This is a genomic window from Duganella sp. (genome assembly GCF_039595735.1).
Classification (GTDB): Bacteria; Pseudomonadota; Gammaproteobacteria; order Burkholderiales; family Burkholderiaceae_D; genus Rugamonas.
Genome location: NZ_JBCNLB010000005.1, coordinates 160,824 through 179,924, shown reverse-complemented (window position 1 = coordinate 179,924; position 19,101 = coordinate 160,824). Strand labels below are relative to the sequence as shown.

The window sequence follows — 19,101 nt, the reverse complement described above, 5'->3', positions numbered from 1 at the left end:
GCGGGTTACAGCTTGTAGTTCAGACCCAGCAGGATCTGACGGCCGTAAGTGGTGTAGCGTTCCGGCGCGTACGAACCGCCGGAGAACGGATCGCCCTGGCGGGTCTGGTACGGCGAATTGTTCAGATTATTCACCTGGAACAGGAACGACAGGCCTTTGTAGCTGCCTTCCTCGATCGCATAGCCCAGCTGCAGGTCGATCTGGCGCTCAGCCAGGATCTCGCTGAAGGCGCGCTGCGCGAACAGGCCGGTCACCTCGCCGCGATACGCCGAACGGTAGCGGCGGCTGGCGCGCGCCGAGTAGCCATCCTTCTCGTAGTAGACGGTGAAGTTGGACACCACACCCGACAGGCCCGGCAGTTTCTCCTTGGTGCCCGGACCGTTGGGATGGATCGAACTCTCGGTGCCGGACATGCTGCCGGTCACGCCCAAGCCTTCCAGCGGCGCCCACAGCAGGCCCGCATCCAGCGCCCCCGACAGCTCGACCCCTTTCACCAGGCCGCCGGTGCCGTTGGCCGGGCGGTTCAGCGTGCCGATGTCCTGGATCGGCACCACCGCCGATGGATTCGGGAAGCCGGCAAAGCTGAACGCGGTCTGCTGGTTGTAGATGTAGCTTTGCAGCTTTTTGTACCAGAGCGCGCCAGCGATATAGCTGCGCTTGCCGATGTACTTCTCCATCGACAAGTCATACGAATTGGCGCGCCATGGTTCCAGGTTCGGGTTGCCGCCGCTGCCGTTCCACATGCGGGTGGTGGCATCGACCCCGCCCGAAATGCCGGCACGCATATCCGACATTTGCGGCCGCGCCACGGTCTTGGCCGCGCCAAAGCGCAGGTTGGTGGTGCTCAGGTATTTGTCGAGGTCGAAATTCAGATTCAGGCTCGGCAGCACGTCGGTGTAGTCGGCGCCGCCGTTGATGGTGCCCAGCTTGCCCGCGTTGACGGTGGCGCCGCGCGATTTCTGATCGACGTTAACCGCTTGCAGGCCGAGGTTGCCGCGCAGTGGAATCGGGCCGAGATCGGCATCGATGCCCAGCTTGGCGTAGGCGGTGGTGATGTTCTCGGTCACGCCCCAGTCCTGCAACGCCTGGTCATCCGGGCGCGCCGGCTGCTTGTCGTAATACTTGTTGAGCACCCCCAGCACGTCGTAGCTCATCACCGCCGGTATGCCGGCAAACGACAGCGAGGTCGATGGCTGCAGCAGGTCCGACGACACCGTGGCCGGCGTGCGGCCATTTTTCAGGAACCAGTAGTTGTTGGTGTCGGCGTGGGTCTTCTCGCGGCGGGTGAAATTGACACCGCCCTCCAGGCTGCGGAAGATGCCGTCCAGTTCCTTCCTGGCCGAGAACTTGGCCGAACCCAGCTTGTCGTCCACCACCGGATGGTGCATGTCCGCATCCTTGCCCCAGCCGCCGACGTCGGCCAGCTTGATGATCTTGGGATCGGTATAGTTGAAGCTTGGAGTAAAGGTCGGCAGGCCGCTGGCGGTCGGGATATGGAACTCGAAGTTGTTGTCGGTGATGTGCGAGCCGGCCGGGCCCAGGCCGGCGTAGGTTTCCAGCACTTCCTCGCGCCGTTTGGCGGTCGAGTAGGACAGGTCGCCGATCAGGGTCCAGCCATCCTTCTTGAAGGTGTTGTTCCAGCCCAGCGCGCCCATCTTGTCCTTGCGCTGGTTGTAGTCGTTGCGGACGATCGGCTCCAGGTTGACCAGCTTGCCGCCCACCAGCAGCCGCGTGCCGCCAATGGTTTCCACGATCGGATCGCGGTAAGTCACGTCGCTCCACTGGTGCGAGTTCCACATCATGCCGCGCATGGTGGTGTTCTGCTTGAACTCGGAATAGTACAGGTCCAGCGTGGTGCGGAATTCTTTCGACGGACGGTATTCCAGCACGCCCATCAGGCCGTCACGTTTCTGCTCGCGCGAGGATGCGGTGACTTCGGCGCCCTTCAGCGCCACCACATCTTCCATGCCGGCCGGCAGCTTGTTGTCGCGGCCCCACCACCACGATTTGTATTCCTTCTGCTGGCCCGGCGAATCGAGGTGCGCATAGCCGATCGCCACGCCCAGGGTGTTGTTGAGGAACTGATCCACATACGACGCGCTCAGGCGATTGCCGTTGGCCGAAGTGTTGGAATTCAGCTTGCCGTTGGAGTTATGCTCGCCGCGCGCATTCAGCACGATGGTGCGCTGGCGGATATCCAGCGGGCGCACGGTTTGCAGATCCACCGTTCCCGACAGGCCGCCGGCGGCCAGCGAAGCATCCGGCGTCTTGTACACGGTGACGCCGTTGATCAGCTCGGATGGATACTGGTCATACTCAGCGCCGCGGTTATTGCTGGTGGAGACTTGCTCGCGGCCGTTCAGCAGCGTAGCGGAAAAGTCCGGCGCCAGGCCGCGGATCGAAATCACTTGCGCGCGGCCCTCCACGCGCTGCGCGGTCAGGCCGGCCAGGCGGGCGATGGATTCGGCAATCGACACGTCCGGCAGCTTGCCGATGTCTTCCGCCGTCACCGCTTCCACGATGGCGTCGGCATCGCGCTTGATGGCCATCGAAGTTTCAATGCTGCGGCGGATACCGGTCACCACCACTTCCTGCACCGGAGCGTCTTCCGCCTTGGGCTGGGCGGCCTGTTGCGCGTGGACCGGGCTGGCTGCCAACGCCATGACGGCGCAGGCGGCGGCAATCGGAGTCATCCTGATTACGTAGTTGTGCTTGTTCATTGTCATCTCACTCTTATAGTTTTAACGGAAAGGCTGTGGTGCGGTGCTGCTGGTCATCCAGTCCCGCAGCGGCTGGTGGACTTCATACGCCTGGCTGCCGAAGGACTTGAAAAGGGTTTCGATATCGCTGAGCGATGCGGTGGTGAAATCGGTTTTGGGCACAGGCGCGCTGGCGGCGTTGGTGACCATGCCCCAGGTGCCGTTGCCCTGGCCGCCGCTGTTGGTGACCACCTTCCAGCTCCACGCGGTGGCGGCCCAGCCGTATCTGGCGTAGGTGTCAAAGGAAGCGCGGGCGATCTGGCCGCCCAGATCCAGGCCCTGGCCAGTCCATGGCTGCGTCTCGCCAATAAAAAACGCGGTATCGACATTGCGGAGGCGGTTGTCCCAATCGCACACGCCGCTGTTGCTGCCGCCGCTGCAGCTCAGCCAATCCTTGTGCACTTGCAGGCCGATCTGGCCCCAGCCAAACAGGCCGGGATAGAAATGCATCTCAAACGCGACATTGCTCATGCCCTGTTCGGACGGCTTGCCGTAGGCACTGATGCCGCTGTTATGGCCGGGCAGGATCACCACGTGATTGGGATCGACTGCGCGGATGGCGCTGTACAGCGTCTTCACCACCTTGGCCAGGTTGGCGGCATCGGTGCCCCATGGTTCATTGAGCACGCTGTAGCCGGCCACGCTGACGCGGTCCTTGTAGCGCGCCGCCACCTGCTGCCACAGCCAGATGGTGCGTTGCTGGTATTCCGGCGTGCTCCAGTAAAGGTTCTTGCCGGCGCAGCCGCTGTGCTGTTCCCAGCCTTGCGCACCGACCGCGCCGTGCAGATCGAGGATGACATACATGCCGCGTTTCTCGGCCTGGGCGATGGCCTCGTCCAGATAGCGCCAGGCGTCGGCCCGCAGCGTGCGCGGATTTTTTTCATCTTCCACCACGCTGTAGATGAATGGCAGGCGCACCACATTCAGGCCGAACTTCTGCATCTGGTCCCAGTCGCGGGCAGTGATCCAGTTATCGCGGAACAGCTGCATCAGGCGCTGGCGCTCGGCATAGCCAAAGCGTTCGTCCAGCCTGGCTTCCAGCTTGCACTGGTCATCAATGCCATTGCTGCCCTGCCCCATCATCCAGAATTCATTGATCAGCCAATTGCCGAGGTTGACGCCTTTCAACGTGATCGGGCTGCCGTCGGCCTTCAACCATTTCGTGCCTTGGGTGTGCAGCATGGTCAGCGGCAGTGCCGGCACCGGCGTTACCGGGGTCGGCTTGATGACTTCCGCCACCGGCGGCGTGACCACCGGTGGTGGCGCGGCGGGCGCACTGCCTGCGCCGCCGCCGCATCCGGCCAGGATCAATAAGCCCAGACTACAAATCGCACGCAAAACCATCCCCAACCTCCCTCATGTGGAAGCGCTTCCAAGTTGATGTAGAAAAAAGCTGCCCAAAGCAGCGCGGGTTTACTGCCGGCTCATTGCCAGGTAAAAGTGGCGACGCTGGTGGCCGGCAAGGTGTAATCAAAACTGCGCTGGCCGACGCGCACCGCAAAGCTGCGCGCTTGCCTGGCCGAGTTCACCACCAGCAGCGCCAGCGAGCCATCGTCGGCGTTGCGGAAGGCGACCGTATCCAGCTGATCGTAGCCGCTGGTGGAAGCGATGCGGCGTGCGCCCTGGCGCACGAAGCGGCTGGCATGGCCCAGCGCGTAATACTCCTCATTGCGCGTGACCTTGCCGTCGCGGCTGTCGATGGTGACCACGCCGCGGCAATCCTTGCAGCCGCCGAGATGCGGGCCGTCATTTTCATCCAGCGCCAGATTCCACAGCAACACGCCCTTGGCCCAGCCGCGCGTGGTGCCGATCACCAGCACCTTGGCGAAGTGCTGCAGATTGTCCGACCACACCGGCGCCCATTTGCCGCCCGAGCATTCAGTGAAATAGGTTTCCTTGTCCGGCCAGCGGTCATGCAGCGCGGCCTGCACGCGCACGTCGCCGCCATAGCAGTGCCAGGCCACACCGTTGACGTATTTATTGGCCACCGGATCTTTCAGCACATCGGCCGGCGACCACGGTTCGTCCCAGTTGTGGTCCCAGTCGAGGATCTTGGTTTGCGGATGCTCCCTGGCCAGCAGCGGACCGAGATGGCCGCCGATGAAGGCGGCGCGCTTGGCCGGATCGACGCGCATGCCAGGGTAGTCCTTGGGCTCGAAGTGCGGTTCGTTCTGCAAGGTCAGCGCAAAGATCGGCACACCTTCCTGTGCGTACGCGCTGACGTAGCGCGACAGGTAACTGGCGAAGGGGCCGAAGGCTTCCGGCTTCAGCGTGCCCTGAATCAGGCTGTCGGTGGACTTCATCCAGCCTGGCGCGCTCCATGGCGAGGCCATCACGCGCAGCTTCGGATTGATGGCCAGCGCAGCCTTGGTCACCGGCAGCACCTCCGCGCGGTTGGCATCGATGGAAAAGTGCCTGAGCCCGGGATCAGTCTGGCCCGGCGGCATATCGTCAAAACTGTAATGCTGGCGCGAGAAATCGGAAGCGCCGATGGTCAGGCGCGTAAAGCTGAAGCCGAGGCCAGGCGCCTTGCCGAACAAGTCATTGAGCAGATCGGTGCGCTGCTGCGGGGTCATCTTGTTCTGGATCAGCCAGGCCGAGGCATCGGTGATGGCGGCGCCGAAGCCCACCATTTCCTGGAAACGCTGCCCGGGATCGACTTCAATAATGGTGGCGGCCGTGGCGCCGTGGTGGAACCTGGCATCGGCGGCGCGCGCCAGCAGTTTGGTCTGATCGCCGGTGGTGATCCACGCCTGCACCGTCTGCGCGTGCGCGGCGCTGGCCAGCGTCAGCAGCGCGGCTGCCAGCAGTGCAGAGAGGGATTTGAAAGACGACGGGCGCAACGCTCCATCGCCCGGCAATGCAGGGCTGGCTGTCAACATGCTGTCTCCTGGCGCAGACGGATCCTGGTCCGCCTGATCACATTTATTCACTTATAAATTAAATGGAAGCGTTTCCATTTGTTGAAAGAACTATAGCACCGGCAAATATTTGATGTCAACGAATGCACTGCAGCCGCGGATGAAGTGTGGGATTTTCCACAATTCGGGGTCAGCTCTGACATTCGGACACGCGCGACGCACCTTTGATTATTCTCAAGGCGCGCAGTCCGATTCTGTATGCTGAACACGCCGCCCCCGGTTACCACGCCTGGCTATGGATGATTTAATCTAGCTCAAAGGTGCGGTCTGCGTGTCCGAATGACAGAGCTGACCCCGAATCGTAGTTGTAGTGAGTGCTATGATGAGCCTCTCATCGATAGCACTCATCCATACTCACTTTATGCGAGGTTTAATTACCCGACTGGGCCTGGCGGTGGCCGTGCTGTGCTGTGCAGCGCCGGCCTGGGCGCTCGATCCTGCCGTCAGCCTGCACGACTACCGCCACGACACCTGGCGCCGCAAGGATGGGGCGCCCGCCAGTATCAGTACCATGGCGCAGACTACCGACGGCTGGCTGTGGGTGGGCACGGAAAACGGTTTATACCGGTTTGATGGCCTGAACTTCGAACGCTACCAGTCGCCCACCGGCCAGCGCCTGCTCAGTATCCGCATCTCTACCCTGACCGCCACGCCCAGCGGCGATCTGCTGGTGGGCCATCTCGACGGCGGCATCAATCTGATCCGCAAGGGCGAGATTGTGCCGCTGCCGGCCTGGAAAACTTCGCGCGTGGAAACGGTGTACGACATCGTCGCCGACAACGACGGCACCGTCTGGATCGGCACCCGCGCCGGCCTGGTCCGCTACAGCAAGGGCCAGTGGCACAACATCGGCAGCAGCTGGGGCTTGCCGCAAAAGACCGTCGAGGAGGGCACGCTCGATCAATACGGCCAGCTGTGGGTGCTGGCCGATGGCGAATGGTATAAGCTGGATCGCAAAGCCCAGCGCTTTTATCCGACTGGCCGCCGCGATGAGAGCGGCGCCTTCTTCTCGCCCGATGGCGCCATGTGGCGGCGCAGCGGCAAGCAGGTGGTGCGCGTGGCCAGCGGCCAGCCGGGGCCGGTCCTGCCGCGTCTCGAAGCGCAACGCTATATGTTCCGCCAGAACCACGATATGTTCGATGCCGATGGCAATCTGTGGCTGCTGCACTCGCCCAACGGTATCGCCCGCATCCGCAAGCAGGACATTCCCAACAGCAGCAGCTTCGATCCCTCGCAGTTGCCGGCCGAACGCCTGTCGCAGCCTTGGCAGCTCAGCAGTCCGCAAGTGATCGGCATGCTGGAGGACCGCGAAGACAATCTATGGGCCATGACCATCAGCGGTCTGGAACGCTTCCGGAATCAGCGCATCCGCACCATTTCCCTGCCGGAAGGGGCTGAACATGGCAATCTGGCAGCCGATGCCCAGGGCCGCATCTGGGCCGGGGCGCAAAACCTGGAACAGCTGTGGGATATTGCGCGGCAACCGCCGCCGCCAGTGGTCAGCGAGGCGCGCCGCCTGGCCGTCACCGGCCGCGCCGGCGCCCTGCTGAGCGCCGGCCCGCAAGGCATCGAGCGCCACCTCGGCGGCCGCATCGAACGTATACCGCTGCCGCCGCAATGTCCACAAGCAAGCGCACCATGGGTCAACCGCCTGGCGGAAGACCGCGATGCCCTGTGGGCCGGCATGCGCAGTTGCGGCCTGTTCCGCTATCGCAACGGCGTCTGGGTGGACGGCGCCAGCCTTGGTGTGACGCCCAAGGAGCGCGTGATGGCGTCCGACCGCGACGGCGCCATGTGGTTCGGCTACCGCGACGGCGAGATTCAGCGCTACCTCGACGGTAAAGTCAGCAGCTATGCATTTGCCGCCGGTGGCAGCCTGGGGCCGATACGCTTTATCGACACCCAGCAGGAAACCCTGATTTCCGGTGCCGAAGGCACGGCGGTATTGCGCAACGGCCAATTCGAGCGCCTGCGCGCCGCCCTCCCCGAGACGCTGGTGAACCTGGCCGGGCTGGTCATCCAGCCCAACGGCGACCGCTGGCTGCACACCGGCCTCGGTCTGGCGCTGGTGCGTGCCGCCGACTGGCGCGCCAGCATCAGCGATCCGCGCCAGCCGCTGCGCATGGACCTCTTCGACAGCGCCGACGGCTATCCGGGCGCGCCGATGCTGTACGCCTCCATCCCCAATGGCGCGCTCGACAGTAGCGGCAGGGTCTGGTTCGTCGGCACCGATGGCATCGGCGTGCTCGATCCCCAGCGCATGTACCGCAACCGTGTGCCGCCTTCGGTGGAGATCGGCATGCTCAGCGTAGACAACCACAGCTACGCGCCACAAGCCGGCCTGCTCCTGCCGGAGCACCCCATGCGGCTGGATATCGGCTTTGCCGCGCTCAGCCTGACCAAGCCCGAGCAGATGCAGGTCTGGTACAAGCTCGACGGCGTCGACCGCAGCTGGCAGCTGGCCGGCACGCGCCGCAAGGCCAGCTATTCCCATCTGGGCCCCGGCAGCTACCGCTTCAGCGTCAGGGCCGCCAATGCGGACGGCGTGTGGAGTACGGAGGATGCCACGCTGACCTTTGCCGTCCAGCCCGCCTTCACCCAGACCGTCTGGTTCTACCTGCTGTGCGCCGGGGCGGCCGCCGGGCTGGCGTACGGCCTTTATCTGATGCGCCTGCGCCAGCTGGTGCGCCGCCTGAACGCCGTGCTGGGCGCGCGGCTGCTGGAGCGCGAACGCATCGCCCGCGCGCTGCATGACAGCCTGCTGCAAAGCGTGCAGGCGCTGGTGCTGCGCTTCGGCGCGCTCGGCAAATCGCTGCCACCCGACAGCCCGGCGCGGCAGCAGCTGGACGCTTTGCTGTATGAAGCCGACGGCGTCATCGTCGAAGGCCGCAATGCGGTGATGGGCTTGCGCCTGGCCAGCGTGCATGGCGGCGATATCGCGCTGGCTTTCAAGCGGCTGGTCGAGCGGATGCAGGCGGAGCACCAGCAGCTCATTGCATTTAACACGCGCGGCACGCAGCGCCGGCTTGATCCGCTGGCATGGGAAGAGGTCTATCACCTCGGCGCCGAAGCCGTGCTCAACGCCTGCCGCCATAGCGGCGCCAGCCGCATTGTGATGGAACTTGATTTCGGTCTGCAAAGCTTTGCGCTGACCGTGCGCGACAATGGCAAGGGCTTGAGTGAAGATATCCTGCGCGATGGCCAGCGTGACGGCCACTGGGGATTGGTGGGCATGCACGAACGCGCCGCCGCCCTGCACGGCACGCTGCTGCTGACCCCAGCGCAGCCGCATGGATTGGAACTGCAGCTGACCGTTCCGGCCGCGCGCGCCTATGACAGCAGGCACAAGCCATCGTGGCGCCGTCGCGTGGCAGCCTGGCTCAGCCGCGCTTAGAACCGCAAGCCTGGCGGCAAGCGTCCCCCCGCCCCCATGCCGATGATGCCGCGCTGTATGCCCAGCAGCACGGCGTGGGTACGGTCCCTGGCCTGCATCTTGCCCAGGATGTTTTTCATGTGGGTCTTGACTGTGCCTTCCGACAGACTCAGCTGAGCGCCGATCTTCTGGTTGGTATTGCCCACCGCGGCCAGCCGCAGCACATCGATCTCGCGCGGCGTCAGCGTGCTCATGTACATCTGCTCGGCCAGCGCACACGCCACCGACGGCAGGATGCGGCGCCGGCCGCTATGCACGGTGGTGATGGTTTCTTCCAGTTCGTGGCGCACCGCGCTTTTCAGCATGTAGCCCACCGCGCCGGCACGGATGGCCTGCGCCGCATGCACATCGCCTTCATACGTGGTCAGGACGACCACGCGCGCACCCGGCGTTTCCTGGCGAATCGCGGTGATGGCCTCGCTGCCGTGCATGTCCGGCAGCTGCAGATCCATCAGCGTGACGTCGGGCTGCAAACGGCGGTGCAGTGCCACCGCTTCCGCCCCCGTGCCGGCCTGGCCTGCCAGCCGTATGCCCGGCATGGTTTCCAGCGCGCTGGCCACGCCTTCCAGGAAGATGGGGTGGTCATCGACCATCATCACGGTAATGGGTTCGGGCGTCATGCTGCTCTTTCGGTGGGGGTGAAAACCTCTACTTTGCCATAAAAGCCAGTTACCCTCACCTACCCGATCGGACGATGCCGTCCTCTCAATATCTGATGATTCGGCACGATTGCGCTTCTCCTACACTGGTCCCCGTTGTCTTCCCTTTAACTGAGAAACGAGGAGCAAACCATGAACCACCGCAACGCCACCCTGGCCGCCACCCTGGCCCTGTCGCTGACTGCCCTGGCCGGCAGCAGCCACGCCGCCGAACCAAGCAAGCCCGCCGAGCAAAAAAAACCGACCGAGAAATGCTTTGGCGTGGCCAAGGCCGGCCAGAATGATTGCGCCGCCGGCGCCGGCACCACCTGCGCCGGCACTGCCAAGACGGACTATCAGGGCAATGCCTGGGTACTGGTCGACAAGGGCACGTGCACCAAGATCAAGACGCCGAAAGGCTACGGCTCGCTGACCTCCCGCTAAGCGCCGCCATGAAGCTGGCCACGCTGCAACGCGATTTCAGCACCTGGCTGGTGGCGCCGACCGCACCGCTGGCCGCACGGCTGGGACCGGAGGTGCGGCTGGCGGTGTACCAGAACAATTACCGCAGCCAGTTGATCGGCTGCCTCGAACATTGCTATCCGCTGCTGCGCGGCTGGATGGGCGAGCATGCCTTTCTCGGCGTGGCGGTACGCCACATCGACGCGCATCCGCCGCATGGCTGGACGCTGGACGCGTATGCCGACGGTTTCCATGCCACGCTGGCGGCAGCCTACCCGGACCATCCGGATCTGCACGAACTGGCATGGATCGAGCACGCCCTGAACACCGCCTTCGTGGCGGCCGATGCGGCGCCGGTCACGCAACAGGGACTGGCGGCGCTGGACTGGGAATGCGCGCTGCTGCAGCTGACACCATCGCTGCAACTGCGCGAGGCCGCCACCAACGCCGAAGCCATCTGGAGCGCGCTGTGGGAACAGCGGCCGGTCCCGGAAGGCGCGATGCTGGACCAGCCAGGCGGCTACCTCGTCTGGCGCCGCGCGCACACCGTGCTGCTGCGCCAGGCCGATGCCCTGGAATACGCGGCCCTGCTGCAGCTCCAGCGCGACCGCAGCTTTGCCGCGCTATGCGACTGGCTGGTGGCGCAATGCGGCGAGCAGGATGGCATCGCCAGGGCCGGCGCGCTGCTGGCGCAATGGCTGGCCGCCGAACTCATCACTGGCATCGATGTGGTTTAAACCGACACAAGGAAGCTCTATGACTACGCTACACCTGGACGACGCTGCTCCCCCCGGCCTCAGCGCCTGGCTGCACCGCCTGCTGCCGGACAACTTGCTGCTGCTGATTGCCCGCTTGGGCATCGGCGCGGTGTTCTTCCTGTCCGGCCGCACCAAGGTGCAGGGCCTGATGACCATCAAGGCCTCCACCTATGAACTGTTCCGCAGCGAATACGCCTTGCCGCTGCTGCCGCCCGATATCGCGGCGCAGCTGGCCACCGCCGCCGAAAACATCCTGCCGCTGCTGCTGGCGCTGGGACTGGCAACGCGCCCGGCCGCCGCCGGCATGTTCTGCATGACGGCCGTGATTGAAATTTTCGTCTACCCGGACGCCTGGCCGACGCACCTGAGCTGGGCCGGCCTGCTGCTGCCCCTGATCGCACGCGGCGGCGGCGCCTGGTCGCTGGACCACCTGCTGTGGCGCCGTTTTTCTTCCCATCGCTGAACGAAGGAGTTCCAAATGAAAGCACTCCGCACGCTGGCCGCCAGCGCACTGGCACTGGCGCTGGCAGCGCCGGCCCTGCATGCCGAAGCGGTCAAAAACATCGTCATCGTCAGCGGTTCCTTCGTGGACGGCTCCGGCTGGCGCGTGATCCACGACATCCTCACGCAGCAAGGTTACAAGGTCACGGTGGCGGCCCAGCCGCACACCAGCCTCGACGACGACATCGCCGCCGCCCGCGAAATCCTGGACCAGCAGGTCGGCCCGGTGGTGCTGGTCGGCCACAGCTCGGGCGGCGCGGTGATTTCCGCCGCCGGCGAGCGCGCCAAGGTGAAGGCGCTGGTCTACGTCTCGGCCCTGCTGCCGGATGTCGGCGAGAGCCTGGCGCAAGTCATCGGCTCCCGGCCCGCGCCCAGCGACAGCGTGAAGCCGACCCAGGACGGCCACCTGTTCGTCGATCCGGCGCGTTTCCACACCGACGTTGGCGCCGACCTGCCGGAAAACCGCACCAACTTCATGGCCATCTCGCAAGTACCGGCCACGGTGGCCGCCTTCAACACCCAGATCTGGGCTGCCGCCTGGCGTCACAAGCCTAGCTACGCCATCTTGTCGACCGAGGACCGTGCGCTGAGCCCGGACCTGCAACGCTGGATGTACCAGCGCGCCGGCGCCAAGGTCACCGAAGTGAAGGCCAGTCACCTGGCTTACATCTCGCAGCCCGACCAGGTGGCCAAGGTCATCGATGACGCCGCCAACGGCCGCTAATTTTTTTGCAGCACCACCACCAAAGGAGATACCCATGAGCCACAACCCCGCTTCCCGTTCGGCCCGCGCCGCCGCCTCCATGCTGATCGCCCTGAGCACGCTGGGAGCCACCCTGCACGCCGATGCTGCCGACAAGCCAGCCGCGCCGGAGCCGAAAGGCCGCTGCTACGGCATCAACACCTGCAAGGGCACCAGCCTGTGCGCCACCGCCAAGAACGACTGCAAGGGCCTCAACAGCTGCAAGGGTGAAGGCGTGCTGGTCAAGACCAGGAGCGAATGCCTGGCCGCCGGTGGCACCCTGACCGAACCGAAGCAGAAGTAACCATCACACCCGCCCGGCACGCGCCAGCGCGCGCCGGGCGGCCTTTTCTTCTTAAGCAGACACGCCATGCACACCTTTTCCGGCTTCGGCCTCGGCTTGCGCAAGGAGCACTACGCCGATTTTCTCGACGGCCAGGTCGCGGTTGATTTCGTCGAAGTCATCTCCGAGAATTTCATGGTGGCCGGCGGCCAGCCGCGCCACATCCTGCGCCGCATCCGCGAGCGCCATCCGGTGGCCCTGCACGGGGTATCGATGTCGATCGGCTCGGCCGACGGCTTGCGCAGCGATTACCTGCACCTGCTGCGCACCCTGGCGGACGAGATTGAGCCGCTGTTCGTCTCCGACCATCTGAGCTGGTCGCGCATCGCCGGCTTCAATTCGCACGACTTGCTGCCGCTGCCGTACACCAACGAAGCGCTGAACATCGTCTGCGACAATATCGACCGTGCCCAGGAAGTGCTGGGGCGCGCCATGCTGTTTGAAAATCCGTCCAGCTACCTGCAGTTCCAGCCGGCCGACATGAGCGAATGGGAATTCCTGTCCGCCATGTGCGCGCGCACCGGCTGCCGCCTGCTGCTGGATGTGAACAATATCTACGTCAGTTCGGTCAATCATGGCTACGCACTGCAGGACTACCTCAACGGCCTGCCGTTCCAGCATGTGCGCCAGATCCACCTGGCGGGCCATACGCCGGGCGAGGTGCTGATCGACACGCATGACCGCAGCGTCTGTCCATCCGTCTGGGCGCTGTACGCCGACGTCATGGCGCACACCGGCCCGGTCGCCACCATGATCGAACGCGACGCCGACATCCCGCCCCTGCCCGAATTGCTGCGCGAGCTGGACATCGCCCGTCAACATCGCGGCCCTGCCCGTAGAGGCGCTGCATTGACTTGACTGCGAGCTTCAAGTAGAGTAAGCCTACAACGCACCTGTTATTTTATACAGCACTCAGCTGACTGCATAATGGCGGGCAAGCACATGACCACACCTATAGCACTCAATATCTCCACCGCCACCATCGCCAATATTGCGAGGTCAGTCGCAGAAAAGGTCGGTTACGAACCTGGCGGCGATTTGCGAGAAGTCGTTCGTAAACTCGGTGGCACTATTGTTCACGAAAATCTGTGGGGTGGCGCGAGCACGGACTCCGGTTCTATTGAAATTAAAGATGGGAAATTCGAAATCCGATTAGCGATCGCCACAGGCCCCTTACGGGATCGCTTTACCATTGCGCACGAGCTTGGCCACTACGTTCTGCACTACCTCTACCGCCGCCAAGTTTTAAATGAACAAATCAATGAATTAGTGGCGCAGCGCTATGGCACATCCGACGCGGAGCGCGAGGCGAACCAATTCGCAGCTGCGTTTTTGATGCCGCAAGAGGACTACGAGTCAGTTTTTAAGAGTTGCGGTGGCGATCACAGTGCTCTTTCACGGCACTTTGGTGTTTCTCGCATTGCATCGGAGTTTCGTGCTCAGGCCTTAGGACTGGCCAAACATGGCTGAGATGGTTCTGGAGCCACTTCATAAATCCGAGTCGCCGCATCTCAGACTTTTTCTCAGTGCAGATATTGTCGGCTCCACAGCATTCAAACAAAACGCTTCCGCATTGCAAGCACAGGAACAGTCGGCCACACATAGTCATGTCAACCGCAGTCCATTTCCCTCCTGGTTTACCATTGTTCTCCAGTTCTATCAGCAGGCTGAACAAAGCTTCGCGATGCAATGGCAGGAAATTAGCACGCAGAATACCAGCGGTGATGGCGACGATTTTTTCGGTGACCCGCCTGAGTTATGGAAGACCATCGGTGACGAAGTACTGTTCAGCAAACGCATAGATCATCCATGGCAGGCTGTCGTCTGCATGCACGCTTGGGTGGCGACCATTGAAGGTCTGCGTGGATTTTTGACCGACAATAAACTCAACGTCAAGTCGACCGCATGGCTAGCGGACTTCCCGCTGCGAAACAACGAGATCGTTTTAAGAAAGGTGACAACGTCTACCTTGCAGGATGCTGATGACACATACATCCTGAACAATCAAAACGCACTTCGTGATTACTATGAAACAAATAGCAGTGGCTATATCCGGGACTTCATCGGGCCTTCTATCGACACAGGATTCCGCATCACACAGTTTGCATCGGTTAGAAAATTGGCGATTTCCATTGAACTTGCTTACTTGCTCAGCTGTGAACAGGTCAGGGCGACGAAGGAGCCCAAACTTTATGCCCGAGGTAATTACGTACTGCCCAGTTTCACCCTGAAGTATGATGGCCAACAACACTTGAAAGGTGTGCTTAACGGACAAGCTTATCCAATTTTCTGGATCGATCTCGATCCTAATAATCCATTATCGTTGGCTGAAGACAAGGTCACAAATAATCCCAAGCCCTCTGCTCCGGACATCTTTCATTTGGCCGATACCTTCATCGAATCACAGCCCCGACCTGCCGGCCAACTTGGGGCTAGGCCTTCACACATGACCAAATCCAAATTCCTTGAGCTAACGCGGCAGCGTGGTGAGCGTCAAGCTGTAGCTCTTGCCAGAAATCAGGACGTTCGATAATTTTAAATCCAGAACGTTATGGATAAACCACGGCTGCTGGCGGTTGACGGGGTCGCCGAAATCGCTGTCGCTGATGCTGACGTTGGAAATCGGCAGGATGGCCGGTTTGCCGCCGCCGTTGTAGCTGGACGCCAGCGGTCCCAGCAGCACAAACGCCTGGTAGCAGGAATGCTGCGCACTGCCCGCCTGCACATTGCCGGCGCTGATGCCGCTGATGTGCACGTCCGATACCTGCGGCGGACGGATGCGCATCACGTCGTCCTGCGGCGCATAGTCGCAATCAAACACGATCACCGCGCCGCCGCCGGAGGATGCGGTGTCCGGCGCCACCTCGGCGTCCGGCAGGCGCTTGCTGAACATGGGCTGGGTCTTCACGCCGTTCGGCAAGCTCAGCTTGCGGGCGTAAAAGTGGCGCAGATAGCCGCCACGGTTCATATTGGTTTTCAGCCGGATCGCCGTCCACAAAGGGTTGCTGGCCCAGTGGATGTTGCGGAACTCGATGTTCTGCACGTAGACGTTCTCGATGCCGGCCGCCATTTCGCTGCCCAAGGTGACGCCGCCGTGGCCGCTGTTCATCACGCAATCCTGAATCACGATGTTGCGGCTGGCGCCAAATTGCGTGTCGAGATTTTTACCGGACTTGATGGCGATGCAGTCGTCGCCGGTGTTGAAGGTACAGCCTTCGATCAGTACATGGTCGCAGCCATCGGGATCAAAACCGTCGCTGTTGGGGCCGAGGCTGTTCATCTGCACATTGCGGAAGCGCACGTTGCGGCAGTTGACCGGATGATGCAGCCAGAACGGCGCGCCCTGGACCTGGTAGCCTTCCAGCAGCACGTTGCTGCAGCCGATCAGTTGCACCATGCACGGCCGCAGGAAGTGGCCGATGCCGAACACGCGCTGCGCCACCGGCACGCCAGCTTCCGATAGCGCCGGCAGGAAGTAATGATCGGAACGCCAGGTCTCGCGTCCGCCTTCGATCTGGCGCCGCAGCGCCGGCGCCAGCGACGGCGCCAGCTGGTCCAGCGTGGCCGGATTGCGCGGATTGATCACGCCCTGATGATCGCTGGCCGGCGCGGCGTCCGGCTTGCGGCCGGTCCAGCCCCACCAGCAGTCCTTGCTGTCCTGGAACGGCACGCCGCCCATGCCGTCCAGCACGCTGCCGGCGTCGCCGGTCAGGGCGATGTTGTCCTGGCCGTAGGCGTACACCATCGGTGAGTAATTCAGGCAGTCATTGCTTTGCCAGCGCGAGATCACCAGCTTGCCATTCGGTCCGCAATCGATATCGCCATCGCGCGCGTAGTCGAGCGGGTTGTTGTTGAAGTAGAGGTGCGCGCCAGCCGACAAATGCACATGCACATTCGAGCGCAGCACCATCGGCCCGCAGCTGAGCCAGTTCCCGGCCGGGATCACCACCCTGCCGCCGCCGGCCGCGTGGCAAGCCGCAATGGCGGCCTTGATGGCGGCATGGCAGTCCGGCGAACCGCTCAGTGGCGCCGTCAGCATACCCTTCTTCTGGTACGCCACAAAGCCTGCGACCGGGCCAGTCTGGCAAGGCTGCGCGCCATACGCGGTAATCACAAAGTCCTGCTGCCGGAACGTCAGCGGACGCGCGCAGCGGGCGATGATGGCTGCCGCTTGCGCCCACGGATCGCGCGCGGCCGCCACGGCCGTGGTCACGCCCAGCGGCAGACCGGCGCCGGCAATCACGCCCGCCCCCATGCGCATGAGCTCACGACGATGCGGATTAAGCACTGGTTCACGCAAGATAGCTCCTCATGGCAATGGTTTGAATCCTTCGGCCCGCACCACCCAGCGGCCGTCCTGCGGGAAGCCGGGTGTGGCGCGCGGCGGTGCGCCGTCCCAGCCGCCCGCCATCATGGCGACCGCCGCCAGCAGCGCACTGTTGCCAGGCAGGTAGACCGGCAGATCGGTATTCGGATTATGCCCTGCCGCCGTGTAGCCGTTGTTGGGACCGTCGGTCTTGAGCAGCACAGCCACCGCCTGCTGCGGCGCGTCGAGGCGGGCGGCGGTCATGGCGATCATCGGATAATCCCAGCCCCAGATCTTGGTCTTGAAGTCCCAGTCGGCCAGCACCGCATCCAGCGTGCGCCGCATGACGGCGCGGTCCACGCCGGCGCCCGGCAGCTGGCCGAGCGACATCAGGAACGACGGATGATCGTGCCGGCTGGCTGGGTTGTCCCAGGTGTCCGGCGTCGATTCCAGCGCCACATACTTGCCATCCTTTTGCGGCAGGGCCGACAGTTGCTGACGTTTCCGCTCCCAGTCCGCATCCGGCGGCAGGCCAAGACGCACGCGCCATTGCTGCGCCAGTGCCAGAGCGGTGGCCCAGTAGCTCAGCTCGTAGCCGGGATTCATGCTGGTGCTTTGATCGTAAATTTCCTGCGCAATCCACAGCGGCGGCCCCAGCACATAGCGCTGACCGTCCCAGTGCAGCATGGATGCCATGGCATCGGCGGTGGCAAACACCAGCTCGCGGTAGCGTTCCAGCGTTTGCCGGTTCGGCGCGCTGCGGTACAGCAGCTCGGCCAGATGGATCACATGCGGCTGGTTCCAGACGATGAGCGGATTGCCGCCAGGGCTTTCGCGTCCCTGCGGACTGGTCATCTTGGGCCAGCGCGCGCCTTTCAGGCCGCGCTCAGCGGCGATCTGGCGCGCCACCGGCAAGGTCTTCTGATACCAGCGCAGCGCGTTTTCCAGATATTGCGGGCGGCCCCACAGCGCGAAGTGCGCCGTGTGCCACCAGATCATTTCGGTGTGGTTCTTGCCGTACCAGGTGGTGGTGGTGAGGCCGCTTTCCTGCGGCGGGAAATCACCGCCGAACTGGATCGCGGTCAGGTATTGCGACAGCACCACGCGGCGTTCCAGCTCGGCCGCGCGCGGGTCGGTGCTGCCGGTAAAATCGATGGCCGCGCCGCTTTGCCAGAACGCCTGCCAGTGCGCGGCGCTCTGCGCGATGACCTTGCTTGCCTCCGGCACCGCGCCAACGCTGGCAGCCGCGTAAGACACGGTGAAGTCCAGCACCTGGCCACGCCTGGGCGCCAGCTGGAAGGTATGCGGCGCCGCTTGCGCCACGCTCATCGCCTGCGCCGAATGCACGGCCGCCGCGTAGCGGGCCGCATCGCGCTGGTGCTCCAGCGCCAGCAAGTGCGCGTTTTGTGCCGTGATGCGCGTGCTGTGCGACGCCGGCTGGCTCCAGTCCAGCGGCGGATTGTATTTGACGCTCATGTCATAGCCGCGCGGCAGCGCCAGTTGCACTTTCAGCCTGCCGCTGGCCAGCAGCGGCGACTGGATCCGCACCGCCAGCGTATCCTGTTGCGGACTCACCGCCGTGATCACGCTGACCGGCTGACCATCAATGGCGTAGCGGCTGGTCAGCACGCCCTTCCACATATCCAGCTGCTGATCGATATTGCGGATCTCGTCCAGCGCCAGCGCCGTACCGTCGCCGCGCCGCAGACTGAGCTGGCCCAGCGGCCATACATGCGGATTGGTACGCAACCAGGTCGCCGCCGGCCCGTCCATGATGGTGGGATAGGCCACCGTCTGCCCATGGGCGGTGTAAGCCCGGTTGGCGTCGGCCAGCTTGTAGCCGTTCGGATTCGGATCTTCATGCCAGGACCAGCGCGCCTGCGTCTCCAGAGCGATGCCCTTGCGGCCGTAGTGCTCGGGGAAGGTTTGCAGCCCCGTCACATCGGCGGTAAAGCAGAATTGGCCGTTGCCCACGCTGAGCGGCGCCCACGGATCGGCCGCGTTTACATGCGGATTATGCCGCGCCACCAGCGCCTGCCGGTCAATCGGCGCGGCCAGCGCCGCATGGCCGGCAAGCAGGTACAGCAGCGCCAGAATGCGCTTCATATCAGTCTCCATATCGCTCATCAAACGCTCATAGGCGGTGATCATACCCACCAAATGCAACAGTTTTTGGTCCCAAATGATCAACTTGATGACTATAGCTGAATTAGTCAAATGGATGACCGAATGTGCATT

General features: G+C 63.3%; 15 protein-coding genes. 9 read left to right on the top strand and 6 right to left on the bottom strand.

Going from position 1 to position 19,101, the window contains the following annotated elements:
- Positions 1-5 precede the first annotated feature (5 nt).
- From ABDW57_RS12320 to ABDW57_RS12310, 3 genes are all read right to left on the bottom strand, one after another.
- Complete coding sequence (locus ABDW57_RS12320) at positions 6-2,720, bottom strand: TonB-dependent receptor (protein ID WP_343730487.1); 2,715 nt, start codon at positions 2,718-2,720, stop codon at positions 6-8.
- A gap of 21 nt (positions 2,721-2,741) precedes the next feature.
- On the bottom strand, positions 2,742-4,103 hold the full coding sequence (locus ABDW57_RS12315) for a cellulase family glycosylhydrolase (protein ID WP_343730486.1): 1,362 nt from the start codon (positions 4,101-4,103) through the stop codon (positions 2,742-2,744).
- Positions 4,104-4,183: 80 nt separating this feature from the next.
- Complete coding sequence (locus ABDW57_RS12310) at positions 4,184-5,641, bottom strand: glycoside hydrolase family 30 beta sandwich domain-containing protein (RefSeq protein WP_343730485.1); 1,458 nt, start codon at positions 5,639-5,641, stop codon at positions 4,184-4,186.
- Positions 5,642-6,041: 400 nt separating this feature from the next.
- Between ABDW57_RS12310 and ABDW57_RS12305 the strand changes: the two genes are divergently transcribed.
- Positions 6,042-9,074, top strand: a complete 3,033-nt coding sequence (locus tag ABDW57_RS12305; protein ID WP_343730484.1) for a two-component regulator propeller domain-containing protein — start codon at positions 6,042-6,044, stop codon at positions 9,072-9,074.
- On the opposite strand, the gene ABDW57_RS12300 is transcribed toward ABDW57_RS12305, so the two are convergent.
- A complete protein-coding gene (locus ABDW57_RS12300) occupies positions 9,071-9,733 on the bottom strand; it encodes a response regulator transcription factor (RefSeq protein WP_343730483.1) in 663 nt (220 codons plus the stop codon). The genes ABDW57_RS12305 and ABDW57_RS12300 overlap by 4 nt on opposite strands.
- A gap of 171 nt (positions 9,734-9,904) precedes the next feature.
- Between ABDW57_RS12300 and ABDW57_RS12295 the strand changes: the two genes are divergently transcribed.
- From ABDW57_RS12295 to ABDW57_RS12260, 8 genes are all read left to right on the top strand, one after another.
- Positions 9,905-10,195: a DUF2282 domain-containing protein gene (locus ABDW57_RS12295; protein WP_343730482.1), complete on the top strand. Its 291-nt coding sequence runs from the start codon at positions 9,905-9,907 to the stop codon at positions 10,193-10,195.
- A gap of 8 nt (positions 10,196-10,203) precedes the next feature.
- Positions 10,204-10,950, top strand: coding sequence for a DNA-binding domain-containing protein (locus ABDW57_RS12290; protein ID WP_343730481.1), 747 nt, complete (start codon positions 10,204-10,206; stop codon positions 10,948-10,950).
- Between the two features lie 19 nt (positions 10,951-10,969).
- Positions 10,970-11,434: a DoxX family protein gene (locus ABDW57_RS12285; protein WP_343730480.1), complete on the top strand. Its 465-nt coding sequence runs from the start codon at positions 10,970-10,972 to the stop codon at positions 11,432-11,434.
- Between the two features lie 15 nt (positions 11,435-11,449).
- Positions 11,450-12,196 carry an alpha/beta hydrolase gene (locus ABDW57_RS12280; protein WP_343730479.1) on the top strand — a complete coding sequence of 249 codons (747 nt, stop codon included), beginning with the start codon at positions 11,450-11,452 and terminating at the stop codon, positions 12,194-12,196.
- 34 nt (positions 12,197-12,230) lie between these two features.
- The gene (locus ABDW57_RS12275) at positions 12,231-12,518 is read left to right on the top strand and encodes a hypothetical protein (protein WP_343730478.1); all 288 of its coding nucleotides are present in this window, start codon (positions 12,231-12,233) and stop codon (positions 12,516-12,518) included.
- Positions 12,519-12,584: 66 nt separating this feature from the next.
- Positions 12,585-13,415, top strand: a complete 831-nt coding sequence (locus ABDW57_RS12270) for a DUF692 domain-containing protein (RefSeq protein WP_343730477.1) — start codon at positions 12,585-12,587, stop codon at positions 13,413-13,415.
- An 84-nt stretch (positions 13,416-13,499) separates the two neighbouring features.
- Complete coding sequence (locus tag ABDW57_RS12265) at positions 13,500-14,027, top strand: ImmA/IrrE family metallo-endopeptidase (protein WP_343730476.1); 528 nt, start codon at positions 13,500-13,502, stop codon at positions 14,025-14,027.
- Positions 14,020-15,090 (top strand): hypothetical protein, encoded by a 1,071-nt coding sequence (locus tag ABDW57_RS12260; protein WP_343730475.1) that lies wholly within the window; start codon positions 14,020-14,022, stop codon positions 15,088-15,090. The genes ABDW57_RS12265 and ABDW57_RS12260 overlap by 8 nt, the downstream gene beginning before the upstream one ends.
- Here ABDW57_RS12260 and ABDW57_RS12255 read toward each other — a convergent pair.
- Both ABDW57_RS12255 and ABDW57_RS12250 read right to left on the bottom strand, forming a co-directional pair.
- Entirely contained in the window at positions 15,028-16,857 is a 1,830-nt protein-coding gene (locus ABDW57_RS12255; RefSeq protein ID WP_343730474.1) for a glycoside hydrolase family 28 protein, read from the bottom strand. The two genes, ABDW57_RS12260 and ABDW57_RS12255, sit on opposite strands and share 63 nt — an antisense overlap.
- A gap of 9 nt (positions 16,858-16,866) precedes the next feature.
- A complete protein-coding gene (locus tag ABDW57_RS12250; RefSeq protein WP_343730473.1) occupies positions 16,867-18,969 on the bottom strand; it encodes a hypothetical protein in 2,103 nt (700 codons plus the stop codon).
- Positions 18,970-19,101: the final 132 nt, after the last annotated feature.